Origin of the sequence: Butyrivibrio sp., assembly GCF_017940685.1 — a bacterium.
Classification (GTDB): Bacteria; Bacillota; Clostridia; order Lachnospirales; family Lachnospiraceae; genus Butyrivibrio.
In genome coordinates this window covers 19,421-31,264 of record NZ_JAGAYD010000275.1, presented here as the reverse complement: position 1 = coordinate 31,264, position 11,844 = coordinate 19,421, and the positions used below count along the sequence as shown (strand labels likewise).

The window sequence follows — 11,844 nt, the reverse complement described above, 5'->3', positions numbered from 1 at the left end:
TGTGATAAGATAAAGACTGGTTTTACGAAAACGATTTCGTAAACCAGGATTAAGAGGAAGAGTTTAAAGGTGGATTAATAACATGACTACTGTAAGGATGAAAGTTCTAGCTTTCCTTACTGTTTTCGTGACTGTATGCTCAATTATTGCAGTAGCTGCTTTTGGCGGCTCTGGAGACATAAATGCCAATGGTAAACTGTATATTGCAACGACAGATGAGTTTGATGGTTTGATCCGTGGAGGGGATGATATCCCTGGATCGGATGTGATGGGATCAAAGCGCCTGTCACAGAATGTTACAGTTACCAATGATGACGGCACATTATCAGTTGGCGGAACAGTTACCAAGAACCAGGATCCATTTTATCCTGGAACATATATAGTTAGTTTCTCCAAGAATTCCATTTTATCTTCAAGGGCCCACGTTGAGGTCAGGATGAAGGTAGATAAGGGAGATACGGTTTACGTGCTGGTTGGAGACAAGGAAAAGGGATATAACCAATTTACCACTGTGACAGCAGACAGGGACAATGAGATCTCTTTTGATACCAATATCCTTCAGGATTACACCTTGTCCACAACAGATATCATGGGGGCTCAGGAGGCTATGGCCTGCGTATTATCTTCAGAATCTGAGCTTTTGGGAGACTGATCAGCCGTAGATCATGCACCTTATGAATATGATAACCGCAAGATGAGCGGGGTAGAAAGCGTAGAACAGGTACTTAAGCCTGCCAAGCTTTCTGCCTCGTTTTTGATTGTAGAAATACAAAAGTCCAAAGGATGGAAGGGCAAGATATTCTGTGCCCAGAGAAATGATAGAAAGATATGCCCCAATGATGTTGACGGGGCTGTAGTTTCTGAGGATATAAAATACAAAGATAAGGAATACTCCGTAGCCGTGATAGTCGGTGTTAAGAAGCTCTGCTACGTATATTCCGGCTCCTGCAACTAAAATGGCAAGACCATAAGAGATTAAAATGTTTCCGTTATATCTTTTTACAAGATCAAAAACCTTCTCTACGGCCCAGATAACTAAGAGGCCAATAAGGAGAGTGAAGTACACGTTACACTTTTTGGATAACAGGTCTTTGTTCTGTTCTATGACGGAAAAGATATTGATGTTAAAGATGTCGTTTTTGGCGTAGAAGCATATATCAAAGAAGGGCTCAGAAATGAAGCCAAAAATTAACAGGCTAAGAGCGTATCTTAGCCTGCTTTTTGTATGGATGAATCCCTCTACCAGAAGGAAGCAGAAGATAGGAAAAGAGTTTCTGCCAATCCCTCTAAGAATCTTGTATATTACGTTAAGAGTATCAAAGGAAATGGTGTCTGGATAAAATCCAGCTCTTACAACCGGAAGCATAATGCCTGCTGTAGCGTGGTCAATTAACATTGTGATGCATGCAATTAGCTTGAGGGTGTTTCCATTTATCTTTTTCATAAGTTACTCAAAAATAACCTTGTCCCATGTGTCATCAGGAATAAGCCCGATGTAGGTTTTACCTGTGTTGATCTGAAGCTCTTCTCCAGTCTCATCGTAGAATCTTGTAACATCTGTCTCGCTGGTCTTGACCCAGGTAACATCCTTGGCAATTCCGTTGGTTAAGTACCAGGCGTTCTGGCCAGAACCGATGCAGTTGTAGATAAGATATCCGTTCTCATCAAGCTGAGCGAAAGAGCAGCACTGAAGGAGTATGTTTTTAAATGCAAGAGGCTCGTCATCCTCAGCGTCTTCGTGCCTGTCGCCATACTCATAGTACTCGTACATCTTGGTCTCAGGGTTGTAGATCAGCTGTGATCCGTTGTGAGTAAATGGAAGTGAAACCTTGAAGGCCTGATAGGATCTTGAATACTTCTCGTCCAGTTCGATCTCTTCGCCGTAAGGAACAAAGTTAAAGTGGCTGCCCTCGTTGGCATATTCGTTGTAGGTTGTCTCATAGCCTGCTCTTCCGGCATAGCTGTCAAAGTTGTTATCAAGGTCGCCATTTACGATGTACTCTGTGAACTCACTGGCCTTACCGTTGTTGATGCGTGAGAAAGTGCCGGAGAAGTGAGCTGACCATGGCTGTGAGAAGTACTGGTCGTTGTAGTAAGGACCGCCATCGTGGCACAGAACTGCGTTCCACTCTGCAGCCAGCATGATGTTTGTAGGTCTTGTACTACGGATACTGCCAAGCTGCTCGATTGCGCCCCAGTCCTTGACAACGCACATAAGTCTTGTGATGCGGTCGTTCTTGGTGCTGTTCATAAGCTCGTAAACAACGTCAGCTTCTGAGGTTCCGTAGTGTGGAAGCGCGATGGACTCGTTGTCTACCATTGCAGCGATAGGCCTCTGATCCTTGATCTCTTCGCTTATAGGTTCACCTGTAAGCTCTGAGAAGTACATGCCCTCTGGAAGCACATATGGCTCATCAGTTTCCTCGACATTTTCTGGCTCAGGCTCCTGTGATACTTCTGTAGTTGCCTCCTCAAATATGGTCTCGGCAGGCTCTTCTGCTGCTGGCTCCTGTGTATTTTTGCCGCAGGCAGTAACAGTCATAGTAAGCATGGCAGCTGCAAGTAACAGTGAAACTGCCTTTTTACCATCTATCATATGCATTTTCATAATCTCCCTTTAATAAGAATAATCCCTTATATTCTAGCAGACCTTTTTAGATTTTTCCATGCCTCAATTACATTAATACACATGATATAATAGATAGTAACTAAAGGAGGTATCTCCTATGAGACTAATGTTTATAGGTGCCGACCATGAAGTGACAGGAAGCTGCCATTTTATCGAGGCCGCAGGCAAGAATATTTTAGTTGACTATGGCATGGAGCAGGGCAAGAATTACTTCGAAAACGTCCCTCTCCCCGTGTCAGCCCCGGAGATTGATTATGTTTTCCTAACCCACGCCCATGTTGATCACTCGGGCAATCTTCCGCTCCTTTATTCAAAGGGATTTCGCGGAAAGATCTTTTCCACAGACGCAACAGCAGACCTTTGCAGCATCATGCTCCGTGACTGCGCCCACATTCAGCTGCAGGAGGCGGAGTGGAGGAGCCGCAAGGGCAAAAGAAATAAAGACATCGCCCAGGTGGAACCTGCCTACACAATGCTTGATGCAGAGAACACCATTAAGAGCTTTGTGCCCTGTCCCTATGGAAAAGAGATAGAGGTTTGCGAAGGCATAACCATAAGATTTACAGACATTGGACACCTTCTTGGATCCTCCAGCATCGAGATCTGGCTTACGGAAAAGAATGTGACCAAGAAGCTTGTCTTTTCTGGAGATATAGGTAACAAGGATCAGCCGATAATCAAGGATCCGCAGACCACAGATGAGGCTGACATAGTTGTAATGGAGTCAACCTACGGCGACAGGCTGCACTCCGAAGAAAAGCCCGACTATGTAAAAGAGCTTGTGGACATATTAAATGAGACCTTTGCAAAGGGCGGAAATGTGGTGATTCCTTCCTTTGCAGTTGGAAGAACCCAGGAGATCCTGTACTTTATCAGGAAGATAAAAAAAGAGGAGCTTGTAAGCTCTTTTCCTAACTTCCCGGTATTTGTGGATTCGCCCCTGGCTGTTGAGGCTACGGAGATATTCCAGAAAAACGAGTATGAGTGCTATGATGAAGAAGCCCTTGAGCTTATCAAAAGGCACATCAATCCCATAACCTTCCCGGGACTTAATCTGTCCATCACTACAGAGGAGTCAAGGGCCATCAACGAAGACCCTGAGCCCAAGGTGATCATCTCAGCTTCAGGTATGTGCGAGGCTGGACGAATAAGGCATCACCTTAAGCACAACCTGTGGCGCCCTGAGTGTACAATACTGTTTGTCGGATACCAGTCAGTGGGCACAACTGGAAGAGCCATCGTTGACGGCGCAGACCAGGTGAAGCTCTTTGGAGAGACAATTGATGTTAAGGCCAGCATCAAAAAGCTCACAGGCCTTTCAGGACATGCGGACAAGAATGGACTTATCGAGTGGGTACAGGGCTTTAAAGTGCCGCCAAAAAAGGTGTTTGTAGTCCATGGAGAAGATAGCGTCTGCAGCTCTTTTGCCAGGTGCCTAAAAGAAGAATACGGATTTAACACTTATGCGCCCTACAGTGGCACAGAATACGATATAATATCGGGGAACTTTATCAAAGAGGGAGTGCCGATCCCTATCAAGAAAAAAGAAAGCAGCCTTGTTTCCGATGTTTACGAGCGGCTTAAGGCAGCAGGCGCCCGCCTTGTTGGCATCATAGCAAGGTCGGATGGACTGTCAAACAAGGACAAGGCCAAGTTCGCAGATCAGATCAATGCGCTTTGTGATAAATGGAGCAAATAATTTTTTGGAGGATTAGAGTATGAGCAGAGCTGATGAGATTTTCATCGACATGTGCAGGGATATTCTGGACAACGGAACATCCACTGAGGGAGAAAAAGTAAGGCCCCACTGGCCAGATGGAACGCCAGCATATACCATCAAGAGGTTTGGTGTTGTGAACAGATATGATCTTTCCAAGGAGTTTCCTATCATGACTCTCAGGAAGACTGCTCTTAAGAGCGCCACAGACGAGGTACTGTGGATCTATCAGAAAAAGAGCAACAACATAAATGAGCTTAACAGCCACATCTGGGATGAGTGGGCAGACGAGACCGGTTCTATCGGTAAGGCCTACGGTTATCAGATCGGGCAAAAGAGCATCTACAAGGAGGGAGAGTTCGACCAGATGGACAGAGTCCTCTACGACCTTAAGAACAATCCTTTCTCAAGACGTATCATGACAAACACCTACGTGTTCTCTGATCTTCACGAGATGCACCTGTACCCCTGCGCTTACAGCGTAACCTACAACGTTACCCAAAAACCAGGAGAGGACAGGCTCACCCTAAATGCGATCCTCAACCAGAGATCCCAGGACGTTCTTGCAGCAAACAACTGGAACGTTGTTCAGTACGCAGTTCTTGTGCACATGATCGCTCAGGTCTGTGACATGAACGTGGGCGAACTGGTACACGTTATCGCAGATGCCCACATCTACGACCGTCACGTGCCGCTTATCAGGGAACTTATTGAGAGAAAGCCTCTTCCTGCGCCTAAGTTCCACTTAAATCCTGATGTTAAGGATTTCTATGCGTTTACCCGTGATGATGTATCCCTTGAGGGCTACGAGGTTGCAGGAGAGCAGCTTAAGGATATACCGATCGCGATTTGAGCGATATAGAGATGCGAAGCGGAGCAATCCGTGTATCGCTCATAACTAGAATGAAGGAGAATGATACATGCAGGCAATTGTAGCAGTAGACAGCAACTGGGCCATCGGGAATAAGGGGCAGCTCCTTGTTAGTATCCCAGCGGACCAGAAAGATAACTTTAGAAAAAGAACTTTGGGAAAGACCATAATTTATGGCCGTAAGACCTTGGAGACTTTCCCTCAAAAGATCGTACTTCCCCAGAGACGTAACATTATCTTGTCCACTAAGGCAGATTATGAGGTTAGAAACGCAGAAGTAGCCCACAGCAAGGAGGAGGCTCTTGAGCTTGTTAAGGACCTTGATCCTGATGATGTATTTATCATCGGCGGAGCCACAGTTTACAAGGATTTCCTTGATGTGTGCGACAGATGCATTGTTACTTTCATCGACAAGGCCTATGAAGCAGATGCTTATTTCCCAAATCTCGACAAGGATCCTGAGTGGGAGATGGTGGACGAGAGCGATGAGCAGGTTTACTTTGACCTGACATATACTTACAGAATTTATGAGAGAAAGAAGTAACAATGGATGACTTAAAACGTGCCCTCGTGCTCATCAATAAAACATCTGGAACAGGTAAGGCAGGAAACGACGCTTTTCACATTGTAACAAGACTTGCTGAGAGCGGATACGAGCCAATAGTCTATCCAATAGTTCCGGGGACTGAACTTTCTTCTGAGATACTGATAGACAGGTACGATGGAATGGTTGACCTGATCCTTTGTAGCGGCGGAGACGGAACTCTAAACCACGTGGTAAGCGCCATGATGGACATGGAAAAGAAACCTCTTCTAGCCTACGTTCCTTCAGGAAGCACCAACGACTTTGCCAAGGGACTTGGTATTCCGGCAGTCAGGAGCAAGGCTATAGACGTTGCTCTTGGTGGAAAGCCTTACGCCTACGATGTTGGGAAAATGAATGACAGGTACTTTAACTATGTGGCAGCCTTCGGAGCTTTTTCCAAGGTCAGCTACGCCACAGACCAGGAACTGAAAAACGTTCTTGGATACGCAGCCTACGTTATAAGTGCTGTTGCTGAGCTTCCTCAGAACATCGGGTACAGCACTCACCTTAAGGTAGAGGCAGATGGCGTAACAGAAGAGGGAGATTATCTCTTTGGCGCTGTCAGTAATTCAGCCTCGGTTGGCGGAATGAACCTTTTTGGAGAAACTGTGATCCACCAGGATGATGGCCAGATGGAGCTTCTGCTTATCAGAGCTCCCAAGAATATCGTGGAATTCAACGCCATCATTTCTGCCCTTGCCACCAAGGAAGCAGGAAACCCCTACATCACCTTCAGGCAGGTAAGATACGCCAACATTGAATCTGACGATGAGGTTGAATGGACCCTTGACGGAGAGTACGGCGGAGCTTACAAGAAGACCAGGATTGAGGTCATGAACAAGGCCATTACAATAATGACGAAGTGACATAGAAATTTATCATAGAAAAAGAGCTGCCATATAGACAGCTCTTTTCATAGTTTGCGCACCATGGGCGCACTCTAAATTAGTGGCGCTTTCAAACGACCTCTTTTGCTTCTTCTGTAGTGGTTGTTTCAGTCTCTTTTTCCTCGCCAATCCTTCTGTAGATACCAGCAAGGATAGCTCCTGAAATGTTGTGCCATACTGAGAAGATAGCACCTGGAACTGTAGCCATTGCAAGGTCAGGGAAAGCTGATCCGGCAAGGGATGTAGCAAGTCCTGAGTTCTGCATTCCGATCTCGATGGAAAGAGCTTTTTTCTTGGGGGTTGGCATCTTGAAAAGAATTGCAACAAGATATCCAACTGCGTATCCAAGCAGGTTGTGAAGGATGACTACAACAAATACGATAGCGCCTGTCTCAAGGATGCGCTCAGCGTTGTGAGATACAACAGCTGCAACGATCATAGTGATGGCGATAACCGAGATCATAGGAAGGACATCTCCGGCCTTCTGGGTTATCTTTCCGAAGAAATGATTGATGATAAATCCAAGTGCGATAGGCACGATAACAACCTTGATGATTGAAAAGAACATGCTCATAACATCAACGTTAACTGATGTGCGAAGGAGCAGATAAGTTATAGCTGGTGTAAGGAATGGAGCAAGAAGAGTGTTGATGCTGGTCATTCCAACTGAAAGAGCTACATCACCTTTACTGAGGTAGGTCATAACGTTACTACTTGTTCCTCCAGGGCAGGTACCAACAAGGATAACACCTGCAAGGAGCCCTGCTTCAAGACCAAAGACCTTACCAAGGACAAAGGCAAGAAGTGGCATGATTGTGAACTGTGCGATACAACCTATAAGAACATCCTTAGGTCTTGTAAACACTACCGCAAAGTCCTTAGGGTTAAGGGTTAGACCCATTCCGAACATAACTACCATGAGAAGGTAATTAACCCAGGAAGTCTGGATCCAAAGACAAGTCTTTGGAAGAAAGAGAGCCAGGGCGGCAATTACAAGAACTATGATAGCCATGTACTTTCCAAGTAATTCACTGATTTTCTTAAGCATCTTAATAATTCCCTCCTAACAATAATTTTTTTCAATTATCCATTGTACCCCACTGCTTTAAAAAATTAAAGTGGTAAATTGCAAAAACTATAAGGCTTAACATATTTTCACAAAAATATAGATATTATTAGAAGCCTGTGTTATAATGTCATGGCGACTGTGCCCAGGTGGCATTTTTTGCGTGTCCTGATAGTAGTAACTACGGGGAAAAGAGCTGAGGAAGCTCTTCACATATTTTCATAATGTATAAAGGAGAAACAAAATGAGCGTTACAGTAGAAAAGCTTGAGAACAACATGGCAAAGCTTAAGATCTCTGTTCCTGCAGAGCAACTTGAGAAGGCTATCGAGAAGGCTTATCAGAAGAACAAGAACAAGATCCAGATCCCTGGATTCCGTAAGGGCAAGGCTCCTCGTAAGATGATCGAGCAGATGTATGGCAAGGGAGTATTCTATGAGGATGCTGCCAACGAGCTTATCGATGAGGAATATCCTAAGGCTGTTGAAGAGAGCAACGAGGAAGTTGTTTCTTCACCTAAGATCGAAGTTGAAGAGATCGAGGCTGGCAAGGATTTCGTATTCACTGCAGAAGTAGCACTTAAGCCACCAGTTAAGCTTGGTAAATATAAGGGAATCGAGGTTCCTAAGATGGACCTTGATGTAACAGATGAAGAAGTTGATGCAGAGATTGACAAGCAGAGAGGCATGAACGCAAGATCAATCGATGTTACAGACAGAGCAGTTAAGGATGGCGATACAGTATCTCTTGATTTTGAGGGATTTGTTGACGGCGTAGCATTCCAGGGTGGTAAGGGCAATGACTATCCTCTTACAATCGGTTCTGGAGCATTCATTCCTGGATTTGAGGAGCAGCTTGTAGGCTACGAGATCGGTCAGGAAGGTGAAGTTAAGGTAACATTCCCTGAGGATTATCAGGCAGAGGATCTTGCAGGTAAGGAAGCAGTATTCAAGTGCAAGGTTAACTCAATCAGAGCAAAAGAGCTTCCTGAGCTCAACGATGATTTCGCTAGCGATGCTGGTTTTGATACAGTTGCAGAGTACAAGGAAGATGTTAAGAAGAAACTTGCTGAAAAGAAGGAAGCTGATGAGAAGGCTAAGAGAGAGGATGCAGTTGTTAAGGCTGTTATCGATGACTCTGAGATGGAACTTCCTGAGGCTATGGTTGAGACTCAGCAGAGACAGATCGTTAATGACTTTGCACAGAGAATCCAGATGCAGGGCATGAACTTCGATCAGTACCTTAAGTACACAGGCAACTCTGTAGATCAGATGCTTTCACAGGTTAAGCCACAGGCTATCGAGAGAATCAAGTCTAGACTTGTTCTTGAGGCTGTTGCAGCTAAGGAGAAGATCGAGGCTACAGAAGAGGATGTTGCAGCTGAGCTTGAGAGAATGGCTGGCCAGTACAGAATGGAGCTTGATAAGCTCAAAGAGCTCATGTCAGGCGCTGAGCTCAAGCAGCTTAAGAGCGACCTTGCAGTTCAGAAGGCAGCAGACTTCCTTGTAGAGAACGTTAAGGAAGGCGCTAAGAAGGCAGCAGCCAAGAAGACTACTAAGAAGGCTGAGGCAGCTGATGGCGAGGAGAAGCCTAAGAAGACAGCAGCTAAGAAGACTACCAAGAAGGCTGAAGAGGCTGAAGGCGAAGAGAAGCCAAAGAAGACAACAAGAAAGAAAAAGACTGAGGAAGAGGCTTAAGGACTTCCTCTATATGAAAAGGCTTAGCGGAGACTACCCGCTAAGCCTTTTTGTGTGCACTTTGTAAATTGCGAATATAGATAAAATGATGTTTTATAATTCTGTTCCGCCAAGTAGTGCTAAGAGCCTTAAGAATCCGCAGTAGCCGTTTGTATCAAGGAGTTTTCTTACATCATATCCGGCAGGAATGGTAACTTTTAGCTTCTTTCCATTGTAATTAAATACTACATTGACATCAATATCTGAGCGTGACATGAATGCTTCTATCATCCTGGAGTCAAAGCATGCAACCCTGTCAGTCTCGATATTTAAAGCGCCGTTTGATGGAGCGGATGCAACGTTCTGTATAATTGAGGTTTTGTACTGCATAGGGGTTATGCTGGACATGTTGTATGACACTGTGCGTGCTGGTTTTTCACCGCTTATGGCTGCTACTGCTGCGTTTGAGGATCCTGCATTGTTGCTGACCACAATTGCTCCTGCTGGAGCCTGGGCTGGGTCTGAATAAGTGGGGGTAACTTCCTGAACAATAACATCATAAGAAGAATTGTCCTCGTCAGAAGAATCACTTGCCGGAGTGGGACGCAGAACAGCCTTGATTGTGATTCCGCCCTTTAAATTTGTTAACGTAAGAGTATAGGTTCCGTTTCCATTGTCGGTTACATTTACATTTGTTCCGCCTGATATGGTATAACCATCAGGAAGGTCAGATGCCGCAACTTCAAAGGCTTTGTTAATATTTACTGTTTTATAGTCGTTACCGTCAATTGTGGTACTATGTAAATTTGCACCTGTAACACTGATTCCGTACTGGGCATTTGAGGCATCTTCTTTGATGATGAAGTTGATAGCCTCTTCGATTTTGTCAAATACTGTAGATTGAATAGAACTGCCTTCTGAATCATAGGCGTTTGCGTGTAGAGGAACTGGTGCATTTATTGCATAGACAGTAATTGTAGGAACATCATTAAGAAAATCATCTGCGTTAGTGTAGTTTATGCCACCATGTTGTGCTGATGGTGTATATACTTGGATCCCGGTTCCGGTCATAGATGATGCGGTTATCGTACCAAGAACTGTGATACTTCCTTTTTGATTATCGTTATCAGGATTTATCAGTAGTCCATCCGTAACGCCATTTGCGTTGCCTGAAACATTGATTGTGGAATCTCCATCTGTAGAGATGGCTGTTCCGTTTACTGTATTAACCGGGATGTCATAAGCATTGGTCCCTTCGTTCCAAAGATAAACGGTGTGATCTGCACCGGACGCCTGTACATTTCCTGATACATTTAGTGTTGCATCATCTCTTACATAAGCACCATCTTCAGCACCTGTTACGGATCCTTCCACGGAAACAGAAGCTGAATCCGTGATACGGATACCACATGCCGCATCATAGATTGTATTTCCATTGTTACCTGTTGTAACCTTTACGCCGGACGCATCAACATTTCCCTCAATAGTTACTTGAGTGCCATTACCCGTTACAACAAGACCTGAGGTGTCTGCACTGTCATTTGTGATTTCAACTATTACTTCTGAGTAAGTGTGTTGGCCCGAGCTGATGGTGGTTTGTTCGGTAATGGCTTCCGGAACATCGTCTGCTAAAACAGTGATGTGCGGAGACAGCACCAAAGATGCAGTGGTTGCTAATGTTACAAGACTTGCCAGATTTTTTTTGTACATAACAGCTTTCCTCCTTGAAAAATGTTGTCCTGTGCTGATGACAGGGGTGTTTTGTGTCTACAAATTGTAGCACATTAGTATATGAAAAACAATACGACACAAATTAAGAAAGCCTAAAAACACAAAGAACTAGCTGCAAAACATATATATATCTGATATCGAAGAATAAAATAGCGATACTATTAGCAACAAACTGTTGCTCAACTGTATATAAATGGGTGTAATAACCTAATTATATGGAGGTGAGTGGTTTGGATGGTACTTCATTAGGTAAAAGACTTAGGGAACTTAGGGAGTTTAACGGCTATACACAGGAATATGTATCTGAACTGCTTGGCGTTGTCAGACAGACTTACAGCCATTATGAAAACGGAAAACGCACTCCTGATCCCGAGCAGTTGTGCAAATTGACAGATATTTATAAGTGCTCGCTGGATGATCTTTTGAAACCAAGTCACAGCATAAATGAATTAGTACATAACAGAGATAGTGATAAGTCAGAAGATATTTCTCATTACATAGAATTTATAAACAGCCCAGACAACTACAAGAAATATCAGCGACTGGATAAATATGAAAAAGAGATTTGCTATTATTTTTCGCAAATGAGGACAGATGACAAAAAGGAGATGATCGCATTTTCCAGGATCAAGGCAAAACGCAGTAGAGGAAAGTGATTTTTCGATTGCCAAAGGTCAGCCTG

The 11,844-nt window shown here is 44.3% G+C and carries 11 protein-coding genes; 7 read left to right on the top strand and 4 right to left on the bottom strand.

The features are described 5' to 3' along the window. Positions 1-82: 82 nt before the first annotated feature. On the top strand, positions 83-652 hold the full coding sequence (locus J6I68_RS16755) for a hypothetical protein (protein WP_292221974.1): 570 nt from the start codon (positions 83-85) through the stop codon (positions 650-652). On the opposite strand, the gene J6I68_RS16750 is transcribed toward J6I68_RS16755, so the two are convergent. Then, a complete protein-coding gene (locus J6I68_RS16750) occupies positions 653-1,444 on the bottom strand; it encodes a TraX family protein (RefSeq protein ID WP_292221973.1) in 792 nt (263 codons plus the stop codon). A gap of 3 nt (positions 1,445-1,447) precedes the next feature. After that, positions 1,448-2,602, bottom strand: coding sequence for a DUF3048 domain-containing protein (locus tag J6I68_RS16745; RefSeq protein WP_292221971.1), 1,155 nt, complete (start codon positions 2,600-2,602; stop codon positions 1,448-1,450). 124 nt (positions 2,603-2,726) lie between these two features. Here J6I68_RS16745 and J6I68_RS16740 point away from each other — a divergent pair, with 124 nt between their 5' ends. The 4 genes from J6I68_RS16740 to J6I68_RS16725 all read left to right on the top strand — a co-directional run bounded on the left by J6I68_RS16740 (position 2,727) and on the right by J6I68_RS16725 (position 6,669). Then, complete coding sequence (locus J6I68_RS16740) at positions 2,727-4,328, top strand: MBL fold metallo-hydrolase RNA specificity domain-containing protein (protein WP_292221969.1); 1,602 nt, start codon at positions 2,727-2,729, stop codon at positions 4,326-4,328. A gap of 19 nt (positions 4,329-4,347) precedes the next feature. Beyond that, a complete protein-coding gene (gene thyA / locus J6I68_RS16735) occupies positions 4,348-5,199 on the top strand; it encodes a thymidylate synthase (RefSeq protein WP_292221967.1) in 852 nt (283 codons plus the stop codon). Between the two features lie 67 nt (positions 5,200-5,266). Beyond that, positions 5,267-5,761: a dihydrofolate reductase gene (locus J6I68_RS16730; protein WP_292221966.1), complete on the top strand. Its 495-nt coding sequence runs from the start codon at positions 5,267-5,269 to the stop codon at positions 5,759-5,761. Positions 5,762-5,763: 2 nt separating this feature from the next. Then, the gene (locus J6I68_RS16725; protein WP_292221965.1) at positions 5,764-6,669 is read left to right on the top strand and encodes a diacylglycerol/lipid kinase family protein; all 906 of its coding nucleotides are present in this window, start codon (positions 5,764-5,766) and stop codon (positions 6,667-6,669) included. Between the two features lie 91 nt (positions 6,670-6,760). Here the strand turns inward: J6I68_RS16725 and J6I68_RS16720 are convergent, their stop codons facing one another. Then, a complete protein-coding gene (locus J6I68_RS16720) occupies positions 6,761-7,744 on the bottom strand; it encodes a bile acid:sodium symporter family protein (protein ID WP_292221978.1) in 984 nt (327 codons plus the stop codon). 256 nt (positions 7,745-8,000) lie between these two features. On the opposite strand from J6I68_RS16720, the gene tig reads away from it, so the two are divergent. Then, positions 8,001-9,452, top strand: a complete 1,452-nt coding sequence (tig, locus tag J6I68_RS16715) for a trigger factor (RefSeq protein ID WP_292221964.1) — start codon at positions 8,001-8,003, stop codon at positions 9,450-9,452. A gap of 93 nt (positions 9,453-9,545) precedes the next feature. Here the strand turns inward: tig and J6I68_RS16710 are convergent, their stop codons facing one another. Next, complete coding sequence (locus J6I68_RS16710) at positions 9,546-11,141, bottom strand: hypothetical protein (protein WP_292221963.1); 1,596 nt, start codon at positions 11,139-11,141, stop codon at positions 9,546-9,548. Between the two features lie 251 nt (positions 11,142-11,392). On the opposite strand from J6I68_RS16710, the gene J6I68_RS16705 reads away from it, so the two are divergent. Beyond that, positions 11,393-11,818: a helix-turn-helix domain-containing protein gene (locus J6I68_RS16705; RefSeq protein ID WP_292221961.1), complete on the top strand. Its 426-nt coding sequence runs from the start codon at positions 11,393-11,395 to the stop codon at positions 11,816-11,818. Positions 11,819-11,844 lie beyond the last annotated feature (26 nt).

Excerpts from the sequence above, each read along its gene's own strand:
- J6I68_RS16755 (WP_292221974.1), top strand. The coding sequence starts at position 83 with ATGACTACTGTAAGGATGAAAGTTCTAGCTTTCCTTACTGTTTTCGTG.
- J6I68_RS16750 (WP_292221973.1), bottom strand. The coding sequence starts at position 1,444 with ATGAAAAAGATAAATGGAAACACCCTCAAGCTAATTGCATGCATCACA.
- J6I68_RS16745 (WP_292221971.1), bottom strand. The coding sequence starts at position 2,602 with ATGCATATGATAGATGGTAAAAAGGCAGTTTCACTGTTACTTGCAGCT.
- J6I68_RS16740 (WP_292221969.1), top strand. The coding sequence starts at position 2,727 with ATGAGACTAATGTTTATAGGTGCCGACCATGAAGTGACAGGAAGCTGC.
- thyA (WP_292221967.1), top strand. The coding sequence starts at position 4,348 with ATGAGCAGAGCTGATGAGATTTTCATCGACATGTGCAGGGATATTCTG.
- J6I68_RS16730 (WP_292221966.1), top strand. The coding sequence starts at position 5,267 with ATGCAGGCAATTGTAGCAGTAGACAGCAACTGGGCCATCGGGAATAAG.
- J6I68_RS16725 (WP_292221965.1), top strand. The coding sequence starts at position 5,764 with ATGGATGACTTAAAACGTGCCCTCGTGCTCATCAATAAAACATCTGGA.
- tig (WP_292221964.1), top strand. The coding sequence starts at position 8,001 with ATGAGCGTTACAGTAGAAAAGCTTGAGAACAACATGGCAAAGCTTAAG.
- J6I68_RS16710 (WP_292221963.1), bottom strand. The coding sequence starts at position 11,141 with ATGTACAAAAAAAATCTGGCAAGTCTTGTAACATTAGCAACCACTGCA.